The organism is Vallitalea pronyensis (genome assembly GCF_018141445.1).
GTDB lineage: Bacteria > Bacillota > Clostridia > Lachnospirales > Vallitaleaceae > Vallitalea > Vallitalea pronyensis.
The window spans coordinates 4,656,096-4,678,842 of sequence record NZ_CP058649.1 but is presented as its reverse complement, the minus strand read 5'-3'; the positions used below and the strand labels follow the sequence as shown (position 1 = coordinate 4,678,842).

At 36.0% G+C, this 22,747-nt stretch carries 23 protein-coding genes; 14 read left to right on the top strand and 9 right to left on the bottom strand.

The window, feature by feature from the left end; all coding sequences use genetic code 11:
- Window positions 1-15: 15 nt before the first annotated feature.
- The 5 genes from HZI73_RS19420 to HZI73_RS19400 all read left to right on the top strand — a co-directional run bounded on the left by HZI73_RS19420 (window position 16) and on the right by HZI73_RS19400 (window position 5,230).
- Window positions 16-837, top strand: coding sequence for a carbohydrate ABC transporter permease (locus HZI73_RS19420; protein ID WP_212695023.1), 822 nt, complete (start codon window positions 16-18; stop codon window positions 835-837).
- 243 nt (window positions 838-1,080) lie between these two features.
- Complete coding sequence (locus tag HZI73_RS19415; protein WP_212695022.1) at window positions 1,081-2,463, top strand: Lcl C-terminal domain-containing protein; 1,383 nt, start codon at window positions 1,081-1,083, stop codon at window positions 2,461-2,463.
- 57 nt (window positions 2,464-2,520) lie between these two features.
- On the top strand, window positions 2,521-3,192 hold the full coding sequence (locus HZI73_RS19410; protein ID WP_212695021.1) for a response regulator transcription factor: 672 nt from the start codon (window positions 2,521-2,523) through the stop codon (window positions 3,190-3,192).
- Complete coding sequence (locus HZI73_RS19405; RefSeq protein WP_212695020.1) at window positions 3,179-4,603, top strand: sensor histidine kinase; 1,425 nt, start codon at window positions 3,179-3,181, stop codon at window positions 4,601-4,603. Before HZI73_RS19410 ends, HZI73_RS19405 begins: the two co-directional genes overlap by 14 nt.
- Window positions 4,604-4,687: 84 nt before the next feature.
- Window positions 4,688-5,230, top strand: coding sequence for a cob(I)yrinic acid a,c-diamide adenosyltransferase (locus HZI73_RS19400; protein ID WP_212695019.1), 543 nt, complete (start codon window positions 4,688-4,690; stop codon window positions 5,228-5,230).
- Window positions 5,231-5,338: 108 nt separating this feature from the next.
- On the opposite strand, the gene HZI73_RS19395 is transcribed toward HZI73_RS19400, so the two are convergent.
- Both HZI73_RS19395 and pepT read right to left on the bottom strand, forming a co-directional pair.
- Entirely contained in the window at window positions 5,339-5,995 is a 657-nt protein-coding gene (locus HZI73_RS19395; protein WP_212695018.1) for a transglycosylase domain-containing protein, read from the bottom strand.
- Window positions 5,996-6,180: 185 nt separating this feature from the next.
- Window positions 6,181-7,404, bottom strand: coding sequence for a peptidase T (pepT, locus tag HZI73_RS19390; protein ID WP_212695017.1), 1,224 nt, complete (start codon window positions 7,402-7,404; stop codon window positions 6,181-6,183).
- Window positions 7,405-7,672: 268 nt separating this feature from the next.
- On the opposite strand from pepT, the gene HZI73_RS19385 reads away from it, so the two are divergent.
- The gene (locus HZI73_RS19385; protein WP_212695016.1) at window positions 7,673-8,359 is read left to right on the top strand and encodes a TraX family protein; all 687 of its coding nucleotides are present in this window, start codon (window positions 7,673-7,675) and stop codon (window positions 8,357-8,359) included.
- Between the two features lie 172 nt (window positions 8,360-8,531).
- On the top strand, window positions 8,532-9,287 hold the full coding sequence (locus HZI73_RS19380) for a hypothetical protein (RefSeq protein ID WP_212695015.1): 756 nt from the start codon (window positions 8,532-8,534) through the stop codon (window positions 9,285-9,287).
- Here the strand turns inward: HZI73_RS19380 and HZI73_RS19375 are convergent.
- The 4 genes from HZI73_RS19375 to HZI73_RS19360 form a co-directional block, all read right to left on the bottom strand.
- Window positions 9,284-9,997 (bottom strand): ion channel, encoded by a 714-nt coding sequence (locus HZI73_RS19375; RefSeq protein WP_212695014.1) that lies wholly within the window; start codon window positions 9,995-9,997, stop codon window positions 9,284-9,286. The two genes, HZI73_RS19380 and HZI73_RS19375, sit on opposite strands and share 4 nt — an antisense overlap.
- 86 nt (window positions 9,998-10,083) lie before the next feature.
- Complete coding sequence (locus HZI73_RS19370; protein WP_212695013.1) at window positions 10,084-10,263, bottom strand: hypothetical protein; 180 nt, start codon at window positions 10,261-10,263, stop codon at window positions 10,084-10,086.
- A 13-nt stretch (window positions 10,264-10,276) separates the two neighbouring features.
- Entirely contained in the window at window positions 10,277-10,462 is a 186-nt protein-coding gene (locus HZI73_RS19365) for a hypothetical protein (RefSeq protein ID WP_212695012.1), read from the bottom strand.
- A gap of 289 nt (window positions 10,463-10,751) precedes the next feature.
- Window positions 10,752-11,231: an S-ribosylhomocysteine lyase gene (locus HZI73_RS19360; protein WP_212695011.1), complete on the bottom strand. Its 480-nt coding sequence runs from the start codon at window positions 11,229-11,231 to the stop codon at window positions 10,752-10,754.
- Window positions 11,232-11,455: 224 nt separating this feature from the next.
- Between HZI73_RS19360 and trpS the strand changes: the two genes are divergently transcribed.
- Window positions 11,456-12,478, top strand: coding sequence for a tryptophan--tRNA ligase (gene trpS, locus HZI73_RS19355; RefSeq protein ID WP_246552218.1), 1,023 nt, complete (start codon window positions 11,456-11,458; stop codon window positions 12,476-12,478).
- A 74-nt stretch (window positions 12,479-12,552) separates the two neighbouring features.
- On the opposite strand, the gene HZI73_RS19350 is transcribed toward trpS, so the two are convergent.
- Window positions 12,553-13,293, bottom strand: a complete 741-nt coding sequence (locus tag HZI73_RS19350) for an LptM family lipoprotein (RefSeq protein WP_212695010.1) — start codon at window positions 13,291-13,293, stop codon at window positions 12,553-12,555.
- 366 nt (window positions 13,294-13,659) lie between these two features.
- Between HZI73_RS19350 and HZI73_RS19345 the strand changes: the two genes are divergently transcribed.
- Window positions 13,660-13,848, top strand: a complete 189-nt coding sequence (locus tag HZI73_RS19345) for a hypothetical protein (protein ID WP_212695009.1) — start codon at window positions 13,660-13,662, stop codon at window positions 13,846-13,848.
- An 81-nt stretch (window positions 13,849-13,929) separates the two neighbouring features.
- On the opposite strand, the gene HZI73_RS19340 is transcribed toward HZI73_RS19345, so the two are convergent.
- Window positions 13,930-15,018 (bottom strand): AI-2E family transporter, encoded by a 1,089-nt coding sequence (locus tag HZI73_RS19340; RefSeq protein ID WP_212695008.1) that lies wholly within the window; start codon window positions 15,016-15,018, stop codon window positions 13,930-13,932.
- A gap of 355 nt (window positions 15,019-15,373) precedes the next feature.
- Here HZI73_RS19340 and HZI73_RS19335 point away from each other — a divergent pair, with 355 nt between their 5' ends.
- Window positions 15,374-17,845, top strand: a complete 2,472-nt coding sequence (locus HZI73_RS19335) for a DsrE/DsrF/DrsH-like family protein (RefSeq protein ID WP_212695007.1) — start codon at window positions 15,374-15,376, stop codon at window positions 17,843-17,845.
- 121 nt (window positions 17,846-17,966) lie between these two features.
- A complete protein-coding gene (locus HZI73_RS19330; RefSeq protein WP_212695006.1) occupies window positions 17,967-18,413 on the top strand; it encodes a MarR family winged helix-turn-helix transcriptional regulator in 447 nt (148 codons plus the stop codon).
- An 87-nt stretch (window positions 18,414-18,500) separates the two neighbouring features.
- Here the strand turns inward: HZI73_RS19330 and HZI73_RS19325 are convergent, their stop codons facing one another.
- Entirely contained in the window at window positions 18,501-19,502 is a 1,002-nt protein-coding gene (locus HZI73_RS19325) for a YhdH/YhfP family quinone oxidoreductase (RefSeq protein WP_212695005.1), read from the bottom strand.
- Window positions 19,503-19,968: 466 nt separating this feature from the next.
- On the opposite strand from HZI73_RS19325, the gene HZI73_RS19320 reads away from it, so the two are divergent.
- The 3 genes from HZI73_RS19320 to HZI73_RS19310 all read left to right on the top strand — a co-directional run bounded on the left by HZI73_RS19320 (window position 19,969) and on the right by HZI73_RS19310 (window position 22,735).
- A complete protein-coding gene (locus HZI73_RS19320) occupies window positions 19,969-20,673 on the top strand; it encodes an ABC transporter ATP-binding protein (RefSeq protein WP_246552216.1) in 705 nt (234 codons plus the stop codon).
- A complete protein-coding gene (locus tag HZI73_RS19315) occupies window positions 20,660-21,364 on the top strand; it encodes an ABC transporter ATP-binding protein (RefSeq protein ID WP_212695003.1) in 705 nt (234 codons plus the stop codon). Before HZI73_RS19320 ends, HZI73_RS19315 begins: the two co-directional genes overlap by 14 nt.
- Before the next feature lie 87 nt (window positions 21,365-21,451).
- Complete coding sequence (locus HZI73_RS19310) at window positions 21,452-22,735, top strand: ABC transporter substrate-binding protein (protein ID WP_212695002.1); 1,284 nt, start codon at window positions 21,452-21,454, stop codon at window positions 22,733-22,735.
- Window positions 22,736-22,747: the final 12 nt, after the last annotated feature.

Below are 22,747 nucleotides of genomic sequence, written 5' to 3'. Positions count from 1 at the left end.
AGGAGGTATCAATCAATGCGATTCACAATGCGTAAAACCAGTATATCTATTATTCTTTTCCTAATTGGTATAGCGATGATTCTACCTGTATTATGGATGGTTTCATCATCGTTTAAGTATGAAAGTGACGTTTTTAAAATGCCCATGGAGTGGATTCCTTCATACTTTAATCCTCAAAACTATATAACAGCTATCACAGAGTTTCCTTATGCTGCATGGTATCTCAATACGGCTAAAACCACCATAGTCGTCGTGTTTCTTGTTTTGAGTATAAGTGCTATGTCAGGCTATGCTTTTGCAAAATTAAATTTCAAAGGTAAAGACATTATCTTTTTCCTTTTTATTTCGACCATGATGATTCCTATACAGGTACGTATCATTCCGCAGTTTATGATGTTTAAAAGCTTTGGATGGATTAATTCCCATTTGACAGTGACCATGCCCTGGGCTTATAATGCTTTTTCAATTTTTTTAATGCGGCAGTTTTTTATGTCCATTCCTAACGACCTTATTGAAGCATCAAAAATTGACGGAAGCAATGCGTATGGTACATTTTTTAAAGTTGTATTACCTTTGGCTAAGCCTTCACTAACAGCTTTAACAGTCTTATCATTCACATGGGGATGGAATGCTTATTTTGGACCATTGATCTATATTAATGATAATGCAAGACAACTGCTAGCCGTTGGCATTGCTACGTTTAAAGCAGAATACGCTGATAATTTTGCAATCCAAATGGCTGGTGCTACGTTGGCACTAATACCGATTATTATTGTATACATTATTGCTCAACGTCAGTTTATTGAGGGTATTGCATTATCAGGTGTCAAAGGTTAGTTTGCCTGTTTTATCTGGCTAGTAGACTTAATGGCCATAGATGGTAAGGTTTATCGGGTGTATCATAGGGAATGCTTTGTGCATAGAGGCTTTATCTATCTAAAGAGTCAGTTAGAAGATTTGGATAGATGATAGCCTCTATTTTATAGGCCGTAACTTCACAAAGACTTCACAAAATTGAGATACACTAAACATGATATCAACATAACGAGAGATGTAATCAAAAAAAATAAAAGGAAGTAAATGGATTCGAAGAGAAAGGTTGGTGGTATCATGGAAAACAAATATTTTATCTTATTAAAGGCTTTAATCATTATCATATCCTTAGCGATCCTTATTGGTAATGCTATAAATGCCAAAACAACATTAGGACGTGACCTCATCATTGAATCAAATCCAACGTTGCAAGTATCTCCTTCTAAACATCATGAAAGACCACTAGGAAGAAGACCACAAAAAAGCTCTATCTTATCGATTGAAGAAGCTAATGCCATAGAGACTCAACGAAATGGTAACAGAAGTACCACTTCTCTCATGGGTAATTATCCCATTGTGGATACTGGGCTTGTGACAAGCTATTCAAATCATGAGTCGATAAGCCTGCCACATGCTGGTGAGCAATTTTATGGTCAGGATTCTAACTATATAACCCATGACTTTAGTTATACAGACAATGGTGATGGTACAGTAACGGACCATGTGACAGGACTCATGTGGCAACAAGACCCAGGAGCTAAGATGACTTGGCGTGAAGCAGTTGCTTACGTGGATACATGTCAGTTAGCTGGTTATACAGATTGGCGTTTGCCAACGATAAAAGAGCTATACTCACTGATGGATTTCTCAGGTGAGACAAAACATAAGCCATACATCAACTCGGATTATTTTGTTTTTAGTTATGGTGATGTAACAGGTGAGCGTGCCATTGATTCACAATACGCCACCAGCACAATCTATGAATCAGGTACCATGGGCGGGAACACCACAGTTTTCGGTGTGAATTTTGCTGATGGGCGTATTAAAGGCTATCCTGTTGATAAGGATTTCTATGTGATGTTGGTTCGAGGGAACACATCTTATGGACTTAATCATTTGGTTGATAACGGTGACGGTACCATTACAGACCTATCTACAGGACTTATGTGGTTAATGTATGATAGTGGACATTTTCTTGAGGATGGTGCCATGGATTGGGACGATGCACTCTATTGGGCAGAATATCTTGACTATGCCGGTTATACTGATTGGAAGCTGCCAGATGCTAAAGAGCTGCAAAGTATAGTGGATTATACAAGATCACCAGATACAACTCAATCTGCAGCCATTGACCCCATGTTCCATGTTACAGCCATTGAGGCGCTAGACGGTTCTCTTGATTACCCCTATTATTGGAGTTCAACAACCCATAAAGATGGGCGTAAGTATGGAGAATATGCAGTTTATATTGCTTTTGGAGAGGCTCTTGGGGAGATGCAAGGACGGGTTATGGATGTACATGGAGCAGGTGCACAAAGAAGCGACCTAAAAACCGGTGATCCATCCCATTATCCCGTAGCTGGTCATGGACCCCAGGGAGATGTACTATCTGTTTTTAATTATGTGCGGGCAGTCAGAGTGGTAAATTAATGTGTTTATGGTATAATAGATTGACAGGCTATAATACAAGCGGTAGGAGGTAAAAACATGAAGATTATGGTCATTGATGATGAGAAAAATGTCCGAAGAATTATTGGTGACTATTTAAGGCACGAAGGGTACGACGTGGTTTATGGGGAAAATGGCATTCACGGCATTGAGCAACTTATTAAGCATAAGGATATTGCTTTAATTTTATTAGATGTGCGTATGCCAAAAATGGATGGTTTTGAGGCACTGAAGGAAATCAAGGAAATCACAGAGGCACCCGTCATCTTTCTTACTGCTCTAGATGATAGTTTTGATGAAGTCAAAGGTTTGGAGATTGGAGCAGATGATTATATCACCAAGCCTTTCAATTATAAGGTTCTTATGGCAAGGGTAAAATCATGTCTTCGTAAGCACTCTAAGCATACCTCTCAACCAACAATTTATAAGGCGATGGCTGTTAATTTTTCCAAACATGAAGTGAAAATTGATGGTTTCAATAAAGAGTTGACACCGAAAGAGTTTGCTATACTGCAATATTTAATGAAGAATAAGAACATGACCATAGAGCGTACGAAGCTATTGGATCGCATATGGGGTTACGATTATTACGGTGACCCAAGGACTGTGGATACACATGTAAAGACATTACGAGCTAAATTGGGTAAATATAGCAGCATCATTAAAACAGTAAGAGGAGTTGGCTATAGACTTGAGTTTGAAGAAGATTAAATCCATTCGTACAAAAATAATATTGGTATTTTCAATGACTTTTTTTATATTGCTGTTGTTGCTGTTGTTATTGAATAAATTTTTTTTAGATGATTTTTATATTAAATCTAATTCTAATAATATGATTAAAGCCTCAAGAGAGTTTGAAACAGAGTATAAACCAGAGGCATTCCAAGAGCAAATAGCTGAACTTGTAAAGAGAACAGGAGGCGACGTTTTTCTTTTTCCAGAGGAACTATTTCCTGTACGGGCTGCAAGTGGTCGCCATAATAAGCCACCGGTTAAACTTGAGCATTTAAAAATAATCAGAGATAAAGCAGTCCAAAGTGCTGAAGAAGGGCACTTAGAAATATTGGGTTCTGGTGATATAGAAGATCAGAGAATTATATATGCCAGGGCAATGGCAGACGGACAGCTTGTACTCATTGTTAAAAGAATGGGACTTGTCTCAGAAGCAACGGGGATGTTCTATAGTTTTATGTTACTGACATCGATTGCCGTATATCTTGTAGGCATTATCATTAGCTTTATCATTGCTAAAGGTGTTAGTAAGCCCATTATTAAAATGAAAGAAACAACCTATAAAATGGCTGATTTACAATTTGATGAAAAATTGATAGTCAGAAGCTACGATGAAGTGGGTGAACTCATGAATAGTGTTAACCAGATGGCGGATGCCTTATCAGAAGCTATTCATGCCCTAAAAGTTAGTAATCATCAATTGACACGAGAGTTATCCAAGGAAAAAAGTCTAGAGAAGATGCGACGTCGATTTGTTTCAGATGTTTCTCACGAACTTAAAAATCCCATTAGCTTGATTTTAGGTTATGCAGATGGCCTTGTACAAAAAATTCCCAAATCGGAGGAAGCAAAAGAAGAATATTACAGTATTATCGTTGATGAAGCAAGTAGAATGCATACATTAGTTAAGGATTTATTGGATCTATCAGGTTATGAATCCGGTACATTTACCATTGATATGGAACCTTTTATTGTGAACGAATTAATTGATAACGCTTTGGAACGCTTACATTTCATGACAGATAATAAAACAGTGCGCATTGATTATGATACCCATAGACAATATGTGTTAACAGCTGACCGATTAAGGACCAGCCAGATCATCATCAATCTGCTGAGCAATGCCTTTAAACATGTCAATGATAATGGCACCATTAAAATTGAATTGTCTAAGCAAACACAAGGTTTAAAGATTCTTATTGCCAATACGGGTGTACTCATACCAGATAAGGAATTGGATCAGATATGGAACAGCTTTTATCAGATTGATACGGAGAATAGAGGGAATGGACTTGGGCTTGCTATCGTTAAAAGTATTGTGAAATTACATGAAGGTAGTTATCGTGCATATACCCAGAATGGCTACAATTGTTTTGAGATTATATTATAAAACTTCTTATTTTCTTCTTTATTTTATAGGTCACATCTAGTAGAATAAGTATGGATGGATTTTAATCTTGAAGGAGGAAATGTCATGGCAAGTAACAATAGAGGAGCAGTTTTATGTTTTACAGGTAATGGAAAAGGCAAGAGTACAGCGGCTTTTGGTATTGCACTAAGAGCATATGGGCATGGGCAGAATGTCTGTATTATACAGTTTATTAAATCTTCGGATATTGTAATTGGTGAGAGGGAAACCTTCAAACAGCTTGGTATAGAGATGCATCAAATGGGCAAAGGGTTTACCAATAAAAACGAAATAGAGGCTCACAAAGAAGGGATTAGAGAAGCGTGGGCATTAGCAAAAGAGAAAATCATGAGTAATGCCTATGATGTGGTCATCTTGGATGAGATTAATAATGTTTTTGGTATTAAACGATTTGATCACCGTGAAGTATTAACAGCAGATATGTGTATGGATTGCTTTAAAGATAGACCAGAACGGACAAACATAATTTTAACAGGCCGTAGTGCACCAGATGCATTGCGAGAATATGCAGATTTAGTCACCGTGTGTCATGAAGAGAAACACTACTATCAAGCAGGCAGACAAGCCATCAAAGGCATTGATTATTAGGGCTAAACTATTCAGTTATCAAAAAAAGGCTTCATCTATTGAAAGTTCCTTAGTACATATTCAATGGATGTCAGCCTTTTCTTTATTGTCACAACACATGATTGTTGTTCAGTTAAGATAACCTTTCTTAGCCATAACGGATAACACAACTTCCTGGCGTTGTTTTGCTTTTGCAAGATTACGAATAGGATTGTAGCGGTTTGGTGATGGCGGTATACCTACAAGCATGGCACTTTCTTCAAGAGATAGCTCGTCAGGTGTCTTATCAAAGTAGATTTCACAGGCTTCCCCAATACCATAAGCACCAGAACCATAATAAATCACATTAAGGTACATCTCCAGTATTTCTTCTTTTGTGAAGAGTTGTTCCAGCTTGGAAGCAATGATTAACTCCTGAAATTTTCTATTTAGTGATTTCTTATGATTCAGAAAGAGGTTTTTCGCAAGCTGCTGAGTAATGGTGCTGCCACCTTGAACATAGCGCCGCTCACGTATGTCCACTAAAACTGCTCGTACAATAGCAATAGGGTCAAACCCTATATGTCGATAAAAACGCTTATCTTCCATAGCCACAGTGGCATTTATAAGGTCTTGCGATACCTCATCTAATGAAACATAGTCCGGTACATGAGACTCTATCTGATGCATAAGCGTTTCATTAAGATCATAGATTTCGTGTTTGGGTGTATATGAATGTATGTATGACATGAACAAGATGGTACATGCCATGGTAACAAAGAGTATTTTTTTGTAAAAATTCTTCACACTATAGGCCTCCCCGATATCATGCATCTATTTTAATATCATCGCATATTTTTTGACAATACTATTGTATAATAGAACAGGTGTATTATCCATTTTATTAGATGACAAAATAGGCCATTAACCTTACAGTTTTGTAAGAAAAGATGCAAGAGCTCCCCAAAACCCTTGCACCGATCTTTTATCCATTATTTGCTCGCATATAGATCAATGATTTTCACAATGGTTTGCACGGATTTTTCCATGGATTGAATGCAGATGTATTCGTGTTTTCCATGGAAGTTATGACCGCCAGTAAATAAGTTAGGACAAGGTAATCCCATGTAAGATAACCTGGAGCCATCTGTTCCACCCCGAATAGGAACAATAATAGGTTCAATATCAAGAGAATTCATGGCTTCTACAGCAGTATCAATGATGTGCATAACAGGTTCTATCTTTTCTTTCATGTTATAATACATATCCTTTAATTTTAAATCAACGGTACCTTCACCATATTTTTCATTCAGGTAACGGATGACACGTTGGAAGTAGGTTTTTTTCTGCTCATATTTGTCCAGATCATGATCACGAATAATATACATGCTCTTTACCTGTTCAACATTACCTGCCATGCGAACGAGATGATAGAAGCCTTCATAATCTTCCGTGTATTGGCATCTTTGTTCTGGAGGCAACATATAATCCAGCTCAAAACTGATTTCCATAGCGCTTAACATTTTATTTTTAGCTGAGCCTGGGTGAATGTTTTTGCCGTTAATGGTTAACCAAGCGTTGGCTGCATTGAAATTTTCATACTCCAATTCACCAATTTCACCACCATCAATGGTATAACCAAAATCTGCATTGAATTTCTCCACATCAAATTTGTCGGTGCCACTACCGACTTCTTCATCAGGTGTAAAAGCAATTCTTATTTTACCATGCTTAATTTCAGGATTCTGAATCAGATAGTCCATAGCCGTGATAATTTCTGCAATACCGGCTTTATCATCAGCACCAAGCAAAGTGGTACCATCTGTAACGATCAAATCCAATCCTACATAGTTTTTTAGCGAGGAAAAATCATCAGGTGATAAGATAATATTCAGGGATTCGTTAAGAACAATATCATTACCTTTATAATTTTTGATAATACGAGGTTTTATATCTTTTCCAGACATATCAGGTGATGTATCCATATGGGATATAAATCCAATGGTTGGTACATCTTTATCCGTATTGGCTTCTAATGTAGCCATGACGTATCCATTTTCATCAAGGGTTATATCCGTTAATCCAATGTCTTTTAACTCTTCAACAAGTATATGTGCCAAGTCCAATTGTCTCTCTGTACTAGGGCTAGTCTGGGATGCTTCATCAGACGTGGTCCATACCTTAACATACTTTAGAAATCTTTCACTTACGTTCATGCAAATGACTCCTTTCACACCTTATATTTTCTTTTTATTTTGAATGCTATTAGAATTTAATGGTTATATTGTAACACTCCCATCATATCTTTACAAGCCATAAGCAAGTAATTATGACCGTGATATGCGTCGATTACCTATATCATGATGGGTGTTAATTAGATAATGATTAGAATTGTATATATTGGTAGTGTTATAGTATACGTTATGTTATACTATTATACTGTATAAATGGATGGGGCAAGAATTTAATAAGGAGATGAATCAAATGACAGCAACAGGGTTGAAGGTCATTGCATGTATAACCATGTTCATTGACCATTATGCGATGGTATTTGTTGATGAAAGTACCACAGCTCATGTGGTGATGCGTATTATTGGAAGAATGGCTTTTCCAATATTTGCCTATCTCATTGCCGAGGGGTTTTTCCATACCCGCCATATCCATAAATATTTAGCAAGATTATTAATATTTGCTTTTATATCGGAGATTCCTTATGATATGGCACAAGGTGTTGATGTTGGTTTTGGTAGCTTAAATATCTTTTTTACCTTATTCTTAGGGCTACTTGTTATCCATCTTTACCATCACATAAAAAATAAAAAAATAGGTTTAGTTATCGTTCTACTCATTGGTTTTATCAGTGGGTTAGCCGAAATGGATTATGCCATATATGGTATCATGACTATATTTTTCTTCTACCATTATCGAGGTCATTTCCAAAAGCAAGCCATTAGTTTTGGAGGTATGACAGCTTTATTCGTGGGTCTAGGCTTCTTAGGTAATACCACCATAGACATTCGTATGTTTGTTCAACTGTTTGCCATCATCAGTTTAGGCTTTATCTATTTTTATAATGGCAAAAAGGGCAAGAGTATGCGTTATTTATTCTATCTATTCTATCCTGGTCATTTGTTGATTCTTGGATTAGTACGTATGTACTTAGCAAGCTAAATGTGTTGAATAAGAAAAAAGGTCCTATGTGTCTTAGAATGTAATAACCTGGTTATCAATGATAAATAAAGCATGAAAACATCTTATCTTACATATATATATACTGAACTTGTTCTTGTACAATCCACGCTTTATTAAGCTTATATAATAAAAGAGTAAGGGATGCGATAAGATGCGTACACATTATGGCCGAATTAACTTAATGGGTTACTGCTTCATGATACTGGTTAATATACTTGCTTCCACTTTCACGTTTCATGGCAAAACAACTGGCGACATATCCGATCAATACAGGACTCTTTTTACACCTGCATCGTACACCTTCATGATATGGGGACTTATCTATCTGTTGTTATTAGGATTTGTCATTTATGGATTAATGCCAGACCAAAAGAAAAATGGTTATATACATGCTATTGGCTATAAGTTTCTCATATCATGCTTACTGAATGGTTTATGGCTGGTGGCGTGGCAATATGAAAAACTCTGGTTATCTTTAGCCATTATGCTGCTTTTATTATGGACACTTATTCGAATCTATAAGGTATTAGGAGATACCTGCAGTGTGAAAAAAAGTGATAGACGTTGGATTAATATACCTTTTAGTATCTATTTATCCTGGATATGCATTGCAACCATTGCTAATGTTGCCGTGGTGCTTCAGTGGACAGGATGGAACGGGTTAGGTCTGTCGGATACGGTGTGGACGTGTATCGTAATTGTTTTTGCTTTGCTATTAGCCTTATATGTATCCATGACCAACAATGATTTGGCTTTTATGCTAACAGCCATATGGGGGCTGGTTGGCATTCTAGTGAAGCATCTAGGGCATAATACACCTATCAGCATAACAATCATTGCTGGTTTAGTTATAATGGTTGTTGCTGTCTTAACACATCTGAAGGAATACCTGTGCCTAAAAAACTAATCTTTCTTATGAATACCAAATAATTTTCGAGATGTTTTACCAAAGACAAAGATAATGGCAACAGGCCATAAAACCGTTGTGATGATGTGGCTCAAGGCTGCCTGTATGATGACTAACTTTTTCGTCACTTCCGAGTATTCAATAGGACGAATATCACCAAAACCAATGGTAAAGAAAGTGGTTGTACTAAAATACAAAGCATCTAAATGACTAAAAACTTCACCTTTTCCTACAATGCCTTCATTGAATACATTACTTAAATGTACATACAGCAAGGCAAACGAATCAATGACTGAAAAAAGCAAGGATAGATATAAAAAGAAGATACATAATATCTTGAAAAAAGGACGTCTAAAAGTAGTAGGCACATTTCCATGATTATTATCATAACTATTAATCTGATAGGCTAAAATCAAAAAGTTTAATATGGTCATAAAAAAGATAACACATAAAATAAAGATTAATGAAGACGTATGGTCTTTGTTAAGAAAGAGGTACTGATTCTGAACGATCATAAAAGGTAAATAGATGAGTATGATAATGTTGACAATACATCCTGTGTAAAAATACCTGATACACATGATGAGGAGTGATACAGCTAGAAAGACAATCAAGACACCTTTTGTGTTAAGTATAGGTGTAAAGATAAAAATCAATAATAACATAATGGTAAGGAGTGTATGAAACATACTGCTTTTTATGTATTTCATATTGACGACCTTTCTTTTTCTTAATCATAAAATTTAGGGGCTATCCCATCAAAAATATATTGTATGTGACAGCCCCTTTAATACATCTATTCTGTTTCGTTAATTTGATCATATAAGTCTAAGGTGCAATGGCTATTTTCCCAATTCTTACAATTAAGACAGGATGTGCTTTCTATTGTTGAGTTTGATAAGGACTCTACATTTTCTCTTGGATTATATGCGCTGCATTCTTTGGCTGTTTCACAATAATTCATCAAAGTGTCCATGATTAATCTCCTTTCACCTATTCATTAAGCTTATTTTCTTGGATGTTTTTCTTGACTTAAGTTCTATATCCTGCCATTCTTCCAATAAAAACTGGCTCAATGGATGATAGAATTTCATAACGCCATCATGCCATGGTAGGTGGATGCATGACGATTTTGGATACCTATAGATCCGTCGGTTATTAGAATATGTCATCATAATATCCCTCCATATTGATTTAAAGTCAAAAGACATATAAAGGATAAGCAGTAATGTTAAGAGCATGCATATGAAAACATGGTGTTATGTCATGGTTTATTAAGTTGTGTTTTCAATCGCCTATGCATGAAATCTCTCATGGATATTATGTGTAGTTTTTCATAAAATATTACTTTGATAAAAGAATAAGCTTTAGAAAATAAATACAAAAAAAGCTACCTAAGTAGCTTATGAAAAGATATCATTTAAAGATAAATATGATATGTATAGAAGTATCATACAAACGAACCTAAGAAGGGTAGATAAGATTCTTTTCTTCAATATCCTTAAGGGTTTCTTCTAAAAATTTTTGGGCTTCGTATCTAGCCATGGGCAGATTCATATCTAAATAATTACCGCAATCCCTGGCAGAAGCTCCTGGAACATCACCTTCATATGTGCTGATAAAATCAAACATTTCTTTTAATAAAGGTATAATTTCTTCTGAACTTCTTTTCCCTTTAAGAATTACATAAAAGCCTGTACGACAACCCATAGGTCCAAAATAAATCACATCATCAGCGTAAGTTTTATGATTTCTCAGAAACGTCGCTGCAAGGTGTTCAATGGTATGCATTTCTGCGGTTTGCATTACGGGTTCTTTATTGGGTTGTTTCATACGTACATCGTAAGTTGTTAAGACTTGTTCACCAATAGCATCGATACGCGATACATAAACGCCTCTTAATAAATCAAGATGATTGACTGTAAAACTCGGTATTTTTTCCATCATCATCGTCCTTTCATTTATAAAATCCATATATAATAACTTAATTAAAACATATAATGATGGATTAGTAAATAGGGTATAACTGAAGTGATAAACCATTTATAGGAGAAGATATACTACAACGAAGTAACGGTATATCTTGAATTAAGATTTATTATATGCTAAACTAACACGTAAATAAAGATACCTTGTTAAGACTGGGTATCAATAGTAGGAAAGAAAGGGTGACATATGTGGGTGCTCAAGCTGAAAAGAAAAAAGTCATTTTTAGTGGCGTTCAACCAACAGGCGTTATTACAATTGGTAATTATCTAGGAGCGATTAAAAATTGGACAAAGCTGCAAGAGGATTATAATTGTTTGTTCTGCGTGGTTGATATGCATTCCATCACAGTAAGGCAAGATCCTGTTTTACTTAGAAAACGAGCTAGAGATTTATTATGTATGTATATAGCAGCTGGACTTGATCCAGAGAAAAATATAATGTATTATCAATCCCATGTTTCAGCACATGCTGAACTTGCTTGGATTCTTAGTTGTTTCACTTATATGGGTGAGCTCAATCGGATGACCCAATTCAAAGAAAAATCATCAAAACAAGGAGCTAATATTAATGCAGGACTCTATACGTATCCCATATTAATGGCTGCTGACATTTTATTATACCAATCAGATTTAGTACCTGTGGGCCACGATCAAAAACAACATCTTGAGTTAGCCCGGGAGATTGCTACCCGATTTAACAATGTTTACGGTGACGTTCTAACAGTGCCTGATCCATATATCGCAAAAATAGGTGCAAAGATTATGAGCTTACAAGAGCCCACCAAGAAGATGTCCAAATCCGATGAAAATCCTAATGGCTTCATTTCCTTATTAGATGAACCCAATGTGATATTGAATAAAATTAAACGTGCTGTTACAGACTCAGACCGTGAAGTCACTTATTCCGATGATAAACCGGGTGTGAAAAACCTCATTGATATTTATTCATGTACAACTGGTGAGTCCATTGAGACCTCCATAGAACGTTTTAATGGAAAAGGTTACGGTGAGTTAAAGTCGATTGTGGGGGAAGCTGTTGTAGAAGAACTTAGACCCATACAAGAAACATTCAAGGATTTGCAGAAAAATAAAGATTATATTGATGGTATCATTAAGAAAAATGGTGAGACAGCTAATTATCTAGCAACAAAAACACTTCGAAAAGTGCAGAAAAAAGTTGGATTTCCTGTCCGCATTCGATAAGGCATAAAAAGTAAATAAAAAGACTATCACTCATGTAAGAAACAATGTGGGAGATAGTCTTTTTCATGTGTAATCTATTCTTTTGTAATGGATACCTGAACATTATCAATATAAATGGAGCTGGACCCTTCTCGAGATGTGTCCGTACCAATAACAACCCAGAGTTCACTAAGATTATTGGTACTTACATAAAATGTTTTTTCAAAAGCTTTTTGTCCATAGATTTGTTCATGACTTGAACCAATTGCTACACTTCCTAGTGTTGATAGGTCATTGCCATCTGCTGAGGGTTCTCCTTTATCCAGATTCACCCGATAAAAGTTTTCATTATTTTCCACAGTAAGTTCTGGCTCAGGTAGAACGTTAACAACACCTGCTTTGACATAAATCTGCTTTTCTGGGTCATCATCAATATGGGTTGGCATGGTTGATATGGCGTCAAAACGCAGGTGAACAGCATAGGCTGTTAAAGGGCTTAAACCATCGGGTTTACCAAATTTTTTCATGGTGTACATAAACAAATCACTTTCAAGATTGTTTCCTGCAAGATAGATCCCTTTATTGGTTGTATCCATGTAGGTATAATCACCGTGGGTAAAATTCATGTCATAACCTTTAGACAAATAGTGCTCACTAATGCCTGAGAATCCGCTTGTCCATCCATGCATATTTTCTTCAAAATCATAATCAAAAGATAAAGATGAAGGATCATTTTTCATGTCCTTATCAGGGGCTGGTTGAGAGGACTGGGCACAACCACTGAGTGTTACAAGGCAAAGTAATATAGTGACAATACATATTTTTCGTGACATCATGCAACCTCCTATGCAGAATCCATAATCAAAAGTAAAATTCGGAATTTTACACAAAAGTCATGTTCTGCTTTATATTATATATTTTTTGTCTTATATTTCTTTTTTTATGCATGGATAAAAGGAAAGTCATTAATTTTTATGAGATTGTATACTTATCAGTACATTTTTTTAAGGTATACATCGATACAAAAGTATGCTATAATTTGTTTAATTACATTAGACTACAAATGTAGCTAACACAATCTAAGCAAGTAGCAATGATGATCGCAACAGTGCATATGTGTAAGTTAAACGTATAGAAAACTCCATGCTAAAGATATTGGTAGGTAGTAAAGTATCATACTAGGTAAGAATGGAGGGGGTAGCATGTATAAAGAGATTAGCCAATTAAAAAAATGTACCGATAAAGAAAAACAAAAGGATGGTATATGCACAAAGGTTGAAAGTTCAGACCGCATTGACTTTGAAAAAAATCAACATGCGTACAAAGAATCTGTTCAACGTCTTAAGCAAGAAGGTATTCGAGAAATCGTGCTGCACTTGTGGTTAACTTAATACATGGGAGATAAGATAAAAAAAGGGCTGCTGTACCAAAGCATATAATAATGCTTTGGTACAGCAGCCCTTTGACATGACTTAGGGGGTTACTCTTGCAACACGTTCTTCTACCAAAATGATAATAACAGAAGCTATAGGAACAGCCAGAATCATACCCATAGCACCAAAGAAACTACCACCAATGGTTACGGAAGCAACAACCCAGAAGGGTTTTAAACCAACCGTATTGCCGATGATTTTTGGACTAACAATAATATTGTCAATTTGCTGCATCACAATGACAACAATCAATAGTGCTACAGCTTCCCAGACACCTGAGAATAAAGCAAAGAATAGACAAGGTATCGTACCAATAAAAGGTCCAATATAAGGAATAATATTGGTAAGACCTATGATAAGCCCCATAAGTGGCGCATATGGAATATGCAGAGGCGATAACATATTGACCACATATATAGCAATACTAACTAATAAACCAAGAATGATACAGGTGTACATCTTACCAATTAAGAATTGCTTGAGAGCTTTATCCGTTAGTCTGCCGACTCTTATGGTCCAATCGGCATATTTCTTTGGTAAGAAAGCCCGTACGAGTCTTTTTAGCTTAGGTGGTATTTCTTCTGAATCTCGTAACGCATAGAAAGCCATAAATAAGGATAAAATCAGTAAAGCCAAGTTACTGATAAAACCAGTAATGGATGAAATAACAGACGATGAAAAGCTTAATATATTACTAGAAAACTTGACGACGGATTGATCAATGGTTTCAATGAGATTGTCGATGGTATCCGCACTGACAAATTCTTGTAAAAAGGAATTGTTCACGTAGGCCATCATTTCTTCTGTACTTGGGAAATTATTAATGAGTGCATTGACACTATCCGTAATGGTTGGAGCAATTAACATAATAAAGAGTGCGATAAAAGCAAACACTATAAAATAGGTCAGCAAAACACTAATGGTGTGACGAAATTTTAATTTGGTTTTGATTAGCCTAACAACGGGGCTTAATAAATAAATAATGATGGATGCAAAAATCAAGGATTTAAAAGACGATAAAAACCATGTTAGGTTGCCTGTCTTAAATATGAATTTTGCAATTAAAAAAACAATAATAAGAAAAGGTATATATTTGTAGGGATCAAATGGTTTATGATTGTTTTGCATAACTCACCTCACGCTTTCTGTTATCTTACCCAAGTTCTACATGCATATGTAACTGCTTACCCCTTAACGATCACTTAGGAAGATAATACACATTTTGTCTTACCACGAACCAATTCAAATACAGTTGTTTATCATTTTATGGATCAAACAACTTAATATTATATTAAAGTATATTTTAACTTTATGCAATAAAACTTTCATAAACAAAGGGAAAAATTTTTGCCCTAAAATAATAAAATTTTGTGCAAAAGTATTGACAAAAAGATTATAAAAACGTAATATATAAATATAATAATAAAGCAATATAGCTGTTTGTTAAAATAAAAACAATGTAGAGGAAAGAGAGGGCATTAAAATGGCAAAAAAAGTATTGATTGTGGGCGGTGTAGCTGGTGGGGCTAGTACGGCTGCTCGACTTAGAAGAATGGATGAAACCATAGACATCATAATGTTTGAGAGAGGTAAATACATCTCTTTTGCTAACTGTGGATTACCCTATTATATAGGTGGAACAATTGAAGAAAGAAAAGCATTGCTGTTACAAACACCAGAAGCTATGAAAGAAAGGTTCAATATTGATGTAAGGGTTGAAAATGAAGTGGTAGCCATCCATAAAGAGGATAAATACTTGGAGGTAAAAGATTTAAAAACAGGAGAAACCTATAAAGAGCATTATGATACATTAGTGTTATCACCTGGTTCTACTCCTATTAAACCTCCCATTCCAGGTATTGAAAAAGACAATATTTTCTCTTTATGGAATATACCCGATACAGATGCCATAAAAGCTTATGTGGATAACCAGGATATAAAAACGGCAACGGTTATCGGTGGTGGCTTTATTGGTATCGAAATGGCAGAGAACCTATATGACTTGGGCTATCAGGTAAATCTTGTTGAGATGGCTAATCAGGTCATGGCACCAGTGGACTATGATATGTCTCAACTTATACATGGGCATATTGCTTCAAAAGGGGTTCACCTGTATTTAGAGAATGGCGTGGAATCTTTTGAAGAAGAAAATGGCAGCACTTACGTGAAGCTGCAAGACGGTACCATGCTTCAATCGGATATGGTTATTCTATCCATTGGTATAAGACCAAATGGTGAATTAGCAAAAGAGGCAGGTCTTGAAACCAATAAGCGTGGGGGTATTGTGGTGAATGAATACCTTAGAACAAGTGATGAACACATCTACGCACTAGGTGATGCCATTGAAGTTGTGGATTACGTTAACGGTGAAAAAACCATGATTCCTTTGGCTGGACCAGCCAATAAACAAGGACGTATTGTGGCCAATAACATTGTAGGTCGTCAAGAAGCCTATAAAGGTACCCAAGGTACATCAATCGCAAAAGTCTTTGACCTGTCCGTAGCAGCAACAGGTAATAATGAGAAAAACTTAAACCGTCTTGGAAAAGTATATGGAAAAGACTATATGATGACTGTGGTACAACCTAAATCCCATGCAGGCTATTATCCTGGAGCAATACCTATGACCATAAAGCTCATGTTTGACTTAGAAGGTAAGGTTCTTGGAGCAGGTATTGTAGGTTATGATGGTGTAGATAAGCGTATTGATGTCATCGCTACACTCATGCGAATGGGTGGTACAATTCATGATTTAAAAGAACTAGAATTAGCTTATGCACCACCATTTTCCTCAGCAAAAGATCCTGTTAACATGGCTGGGTTTACGGCTGAAAATATATTAAGAGGTGATATGGAGCCTATTATCTGGTCAGAGATTGAGCAAGCAGATCAAGATAAAAGTATCCTTCTTGATGTGAGAGACAAAATTGAACTGGACCTTGGTTACATTGAAGGTGCTAAGCATATACCTGTCAATGATTTAAGACAACGTATGCATGAATTGGATAAAGAAAAAGAGATCCTTATCTATTGTGCTGTAGGTATTCGGGGATATATAGCTGCTAGATTGCTGAATCAGCACGGTTATAAAGTGAAGAACTTGATAGGTGGTTATAATTTCTATAAATGTGTTATAAAAGATTTCACAAAAGAAGTAAATCCTATAGAGTGCGATTATAGTGATAAAAAAAAACAAGATATCCCATTGATAAATGCAGCTGAATCCGATGAGATAACCATTCGCCTTAATGCTTGTGGTCTACAGTGCCCAGGACCTATTCTTCAAGTGAGTGAAAAGATGAAGGAAGTGAATGAGGGCGATATTCTCGAAATATCTGCTACAGACCCAGGATTTCCAGTAGATGTAAGGGCTTGGTGTGAAAAAACAGGTAACGTGTTTATGCGAACAGAAAAAAGAGCCAAGGAATTTGTTGTCTGGATTAAAAAAGGTTCGGGTAAAGCTAAAAAGCAAGAGGTGAACCATTCAGATAAAAGTACCATGGTCGTATTCTCAGGGGATATGGATAAAGCATTAGCTTCATTTATCATTGCTAACGGTGCTGCTGCAATGGGAAAAGACGTCACCATGTTTTTCACATTCTGGGGACTTAACATTCTTAGACGAGCTGAAAAAGTAAATGTGAATAAATCCTTTATTGAAAAAATGTTTGGTTTTATGATGCCTAAAGGTGTGAATAAATTGCAACTTTCTAAAATGAACATGGGTGGTATGGGAACGGCCATGATGAAAAAAGTCATGAAAGATAAAAATGTTAATTCCCTTGATGACTTAATTGGATCAGCTATGAAAAACGGCGTTAAGATAGTAGCATGCACCATGTCCATGGATGTCATGGGTATTAAAGAAGAAGAATTAATTGATGGTATTGAACTAGGTGGTGTGGCGGCATATCTAGGCGAAACGGATACCGCTAACCACAATTTATTTATTTAATGGTGATGCAATACTCATTCACTTTTTTATCAAACTAATTCGGTTATAGTCATTGACATATATGTACGCTCAGTTTAGAATATGTATTAGAAAAAGATAATATAGAAATTGGGGAATGTATATGAACGATCGATATATTGTTTACTTTATCAGTAGTACAAAGAAAAAGATGACCAAGTATATTGAAAGCCAGTTAATAGAAAATGAATTGTTTGATTTAATACCATCTCATGGAAATATCCTTACAAATTTGTACGATCATCATAAAAAATTAACCATGAAGGAAATTGCAAAACGTATTGGAAGAGATAAATCAACGGTGACACCGTTAGTGAATAAGTTAGTCAAGCTTGGGTATGTTGAAAAAGAAAAATCACAAGAAGATAAACGAACAACGTATTTAGTCCTCACCAATAAGGGAAAAGAAATTGAATCCAAGTTTAGAGCCATTTCCGATGAAGTTATTTCAACTGCCTACGAAGGATTTACAGAAGAAGACAAAGAAATATTTCTTAAATACTTGAAACGATTAAATAATAATTTTGATGTGGACGTAAAAGCCACTTGAAAAGGTGTAAATGAATAAAATACCATGAAACAGGATGGGATAGCTTGGTATGGAGCTATCCCATTTAATATAAGCACATAAAAGGCACTACATTTGCATGTCGACAAGTGTACGGCCTTTATTTTTGCCTTGTAGAATCCTATCTATTTTTATATCCAATTCTTCTAAAGCAATGACTTCAGTATCAATATCCAAATTATTGGGTTTCCATTCATTAGCCAATAGGTTCCAGATTTTACGTCTTAGGGGCATTGGGCAAATACCTGAATCAATACCAAATAGCGATACACCTCTTAAGATAAAGGGGTAGACTGAAGTGGTAAATTTATGGGATGCAATATTGCCGCAGCATGTGACACTTCCACCATATTGAGTAGATTTTATGGCTGTTGCAAGGGTATTGCCACCTACCACATCAATAACACCTGCCCATCTAGCTTTTAAGAGAGCTTTTCCAGAAGCATCATCTATCGCTTCACGTAAAATAATATCTTTAGCTCCCATGTCCAATAATGTTACTTTTTGCTGGGATTTTCCAGTTGATGCAATAACGTGATAGCCTAGTTTAGAAAGAATACGTACAGCAATACTTCCTACACCTCCCGTAGCACCAGTCACTAATAGTTCCCCATCTTCTGGTTCAATGCCAGATTCAATGATTTTATTAACCGAAAGACCTGCTGTAAAACCTGCTGTACCATAGATTTGACTTTCTTTTAAAGAAAGATTAGGAGGTAGCAAGACTACCCAGTCAGCAGGTACCCTAATGTATTGGCCATAGCCTCCAGGAGTATTCATACCTAAGTCATAACCTGTAACGAGCACTTCATCACCGTGTTTAAATGCTGGCGTTTTACTTTCAACAACTATACCTGATGCATCAATGCCAGGTGTATGAGGATATATTTTCGTCACGCCTTTATTTCCAGTGGCTGAAAGTGCATCTTTGTAGTTTAGAGAAGAATATTTAACCTGAATTAATACGTCGCCATCAGGAAGATCTTTAACTGAACGATAAACAATGGAACGTGTAAACGTATTGTTTTCATGTTCTTTTATTTGCATGGCTTTAAATTTATCTTGTTTCATATTTTCCACTCCTCATTAAAAAAGTTTGATACAAAACTAATTATATAGAGTATACATCACCATGTCAAGGTGTAGCAAAAAAAAAAGTTTGATGCAAAACTAAAAAAGTGTTGACAATATAATATGGATTGATGTATACTTTAATTATAATAAATCGACAATAAATGATAATATAATGCATATAATTTGTATAATATTGCCAATTGAAATAAAGGGGGGTTCAAAAGTTATTATTAATTTATACGAAAGATTACAGTATTCAATTTTTCAAACCAACTAAGTTGTGTTTTTTTGGTATGACAGTTTTATAGGTTTTTTCATGTAATTGGTTTCTTAACCAGTGTATTTTTTTACGCTTTTTTTCAACGACTTGGCATGAATCAATGGCTAAAAAGATTTTTGAGAATGAATCCTTGAAATCTTAAGAAAAGTAAGGAGTGTGAAATATTTGCTCAATTTAAGAGGTGTGACAAAGAAATTTGGGGGACTTACGGCAGTTGATGATGTAGGCTTTCATATTAAGCAAGGTTCAATTGTTGGATTAATTGGTCCAAATGGATCAGGCAAGACCACATTATTTAACCTTGTTTCAGGTGTTTATCCACTAACTGCTGGGTGGATAGAATTCAATGGTATTGACATCACGAAGATGAAGAGCCATGCTATTGCAAAACTTGGATTGGTTAGGACGTTTCAGATTGTTAAACCCTTTAATAACATTACAGCATTAGAAAATGTGGTGGTGGGCGCGTTTCAGAAGTATAGTAATCGTGTAGATGCAGAAAAAAAGGCCATTCAATCCATGAAGATGCTTGGATTATTAAAATACAAAGACATCCAACCACAGCATCTGCCTCTAGCCATTAAAAAGAAACTTGAAATAGCACGTATCATTTCTACTGAACCGGAGATTGTTTTGTTGGATGAAGTTATGGGAGGACTTAATCCCCAAGAAACAGAAGAAATTGTTGAAACGATTATTAAGATTAATCAGACAGGAATCACTGTGTTACTCATTGAACACAAGATGAAATGCATCATGAAGCTATCAGAAGATGTGGTCGTGCTGAACAACGGTGCTATGATAGCTCATGGTGAGCCTGAAGCAGTGGTTAATGATACGGAGGTAATTAGGGCATATTTAGGAGATGACTATCATGTTGAAAATTAGCAGCCTAGAAGCAGGTTATGGTGAAAGTCAAGTATTATTTGGTATCACGTTACATATTGAAAAAGGCGACATTGTGAGTATGGTTGGTTCAAATGCAGCAGGAAAGACAACTTTGCTTAACATCATTTCAGGCATTAACAAATCATGGAGAGGCAAAGTTGAGTTCTTAGGTCAAGATATCACAGACATAACACCTGAGAAAAGGATTGAGATGGGCTTGATCCAATGTCCAGAAGGCAGGCGATTATTCCCGGGAATGACAGTTCTTGAAAATTTATTATTAGGTGCTTATGCACATAGGGCACAACACAATATGGATGAGAATCTTGAGAAGGCTTATCACATGTTTCCCAGATTATATGAAAGAAGGTATCAGCTTGCAGGGTCTTTATCAGGAGGGGAACAGCAGATGTGTGCCATTGGACGGGCTATCATGGCCAACCCAGAACTGCTTATTTTAGATGAACCGTCATTAGGTTTAGCACCTATTATCGTACAGCAGATGTTTGAAATCATAAGAGAAATTAATGCAAAAGGAGTCACCATATTTTTAGTGGAGCAAAATGTGAATAAGGCACTGTCACTGGCTAAAAAAGGTTATGTAATTGAAAGTGGCGAAATCGTTATGGAGGGTACGGGTCAAGCATTATTACATAATGATGACCTTAGAAAAGCATATTTAGGTGTTTAGGGACTTATGGTGTATTGAGAATCGCCTAATAAAGGGGATTTATTAATAGTCAAAACTAAATTAAATTAAAATCGAGGAGGAAGAAGGATGAAAAAATTATCAAAAAGGATCAGTATTATCTTAGTGTTATCTATGATTTTAAGTGGCTGTGGAAACGCTGGTAAAGAGACAACAAGTGGTAGTACAGATAAAGAAAATACTGATACCCCTATTAAAATTGGTGTTATTCAACCTAGAAGTGGTAATTTAGCCGTTTCCGGTGAAGATAGTTACCTCGGATCAAAAATAGCTTTTGACTTGATAAATGAACGTGGAGGTATCAATGGTAGACAAATTGAAATCGTTGCAGCAGATGTTCCAGACCAAACTGCGGCACAAAATGAAGTGAACAGGCTGATTCAGAATGAAGGAGTAAAAGTGATTACGGGCATATACGGTAGTGCAATGGCTGAAGTTGCGGGGAATGTCACCAATCGAAATGATGTCCTTTATTGGGAGTCCATATCTGTTACAGATAAATTAACATCTAAAGGCTACAAAGGTGTCTTTAGAACTCATGTTAATGGTAGTGGTTTTGGTGCACAAGCAGCTAAAATAGCAGGAACATTTGCAGATGACATTGGTATGGATGTTAAAGATATGAAAGTGGCTATCATATGTGAAAATGGTGATTTTGGTCAGTCAGTTGCAAGAGGTGTGGAAAAATACGCGGAAGAAACAGGTATGCAAATCGTCCTTAATGAATTATACGACAGCAAATCAACGGATACATCACCCATCGTATTACAAATGAAAGCAGCTGAACCAGACGTTGTTATTGCTACATCTTATATCAATGATGGTATTGACATTACAAAGCAATCAAAAATATTGGACTTTAATCCTAAACTATACATTGGTATTGGATCAGGCTATGGTTTACCTGCTTATTATGATGCGTTAGGTGAAAATGCAGAAGGCATAATTGATATTGATCCATCTAAAAAACCTGTGTATGACAGTCTTTCTCCTGAACTTGCGGAAGCGGTAAAAGAATTTGAAAAAAGATTTGAACAAGAAAGAGGTTATGAACCTCCAGTAATAGGCTATTTAACTTTCCAATCAGCTTGGGTACTTGCCTATAACGTAATTGAAGTTGCTGGTGGGGTTGATGATTACCAAGCTATGATTGATGCTGCACATGCAATTGACCTTCCAGAAGGTTCATTACCTACAGGTGCAGGTATTAAGTTTGATTCATTTGGACAAAACATGCGAGCATCATTGGTTGCTATGCAGTGGCAGAATGGTCAATTAGAAACAATTTATCCAGAAGCTATGGCATCAAAAGAAGCGATTATGATTCCTCGTCCAAAGTGGTCAGAGCGATAGTGCTTATTGATG

Bases quoted from the DNA above. Each gene is read 5' to 3' on its own strand.
- HZI73_RS19420 (WP_212695023.1), top strand. From the start codon at position 16: ATGCGATTCACAATGCGTAAAACCAGTATATCTATTATTCTTTTCCTA.
- HZI73_RS19415 (WP_212695022.1), top strand. From the start codon at position 1,081: ATGGATTCGAAGAGAAAGGTTGGTGGTATCATGGAAAACAAATATTTT.
- HZI73_RS19410 (WP_212695021.1), top strand. From the start codon at position 2,521: ATGAAGATTATGGTCATTGATGATGAGAAAAATGTCCGAAGAATTATT.
- HZI73_RS19400 (WP_212695019.1), top strand. From the start codon at position 4,688: ATGGCAAGTAACAATAGAGGAGCAGTTTTATGTTTTACAGGTAATGGA.
- pepT (WP_212695017.1), bottom strand. From the start codon at position 7,404: ATGAACGTAAGTGAAAGATTTCTAAAGTATGTTAAGGTATGGACCACG.
- HZI73_RS19385 (WP_212695016.1), top strand. From the start codon at position 7,673: ATGACAGCAACAGGGTTGAAGGTCATTGCATGTATAACCATGTTCATT.
- HZI73_RS19380 (WP_212695015.1), top strand. From the start codon at position 8,532: ATGCGTACACATTATGGCCGAATTAACTTAATGGGTTACTGCTTCATG.
- HZI73_RS19375 (WP_212695014.1), bottom strand. From the start codon at position 9,997: ATGAAATACATAAAAAGCAGTATGTTTCATACACTCCTTACCATTATG.
- HZI73_RS19370 (WP_212695013.1), bottom strand. From the start codon at position 10,263: ATGGACACTTTGATGAATTATTGTGAAACAGCCAAAGAATGCAGCGCA.
- HZI73_RS19365 (WP_212695012.1), bottom strand. From the start codon at position 10,462: ATGATGACATATTCTAATAACCGACGGATCTATAGGTATCCAAAATCG.
- HZI73_RS19360 (WP_212695011.1), bottom strand. From the start codon at position 11,231: ATGGAAAAAATACCGAGTTTTACAGTCAATCATCTTGATTTATTAAGA.
- HZI73_RS19350 (WP_212695010.1), bottom strand. From the start codon at position 13,293: ATGATGTCACGAAAAATATGTATTGTCACTATATTACTTTGCCTTGTA.
- HZI73_RS19345 (WP_212695009.1), top strand. From the start codon at position 13,660: ATGTATAAAGAGATTAGCCAATTAAAAAAATGTACCGATAAAGAAAAA.
- HZI73_RS19340 (WP_212695008.1), bottom strand. From the start codon at position 15,018: ATGCAAAACAATCATAAACCATTTGATCCCTACAAATATATACCTTTT.
- HZI73_RS19335 (WP_212695007.1), top strand. From the start codon at position 15,374: ATGGCAAAAAAAGTATTGATTGTGGGCGGTGTAGCTGGTGGGGCTAGT.
- HZI73_RS19330 (WP_212695006.1), top strand. From the start codon at position 17,967: ATGAACGATCGATATATTGTTTACTTTATCAGTAGTACAAAGAAAAAG.
- HZI73_RS19325 (WP_212695005.1), bottom strand. From the start codon at position 19,502: ATGAAACAAGATAAATTTAAAGCCATGCAAATAAAAGAACATGAAAAC.
- HZI73_RS19315 (WP_212695003.1), top strand. From the start codon at position 20,660: ATGTTGAAAATTAGCAGCCTAGAAGCAGGTTATGGTGAAAGTCAAGTA.
- HZI73_RS19310 (WP_212695002.1), top strand. From the start codon at position 21,452: ATGAAAAAATTATCAAAAAGGATCAGTATTATCTTAGTGTTATCTATG.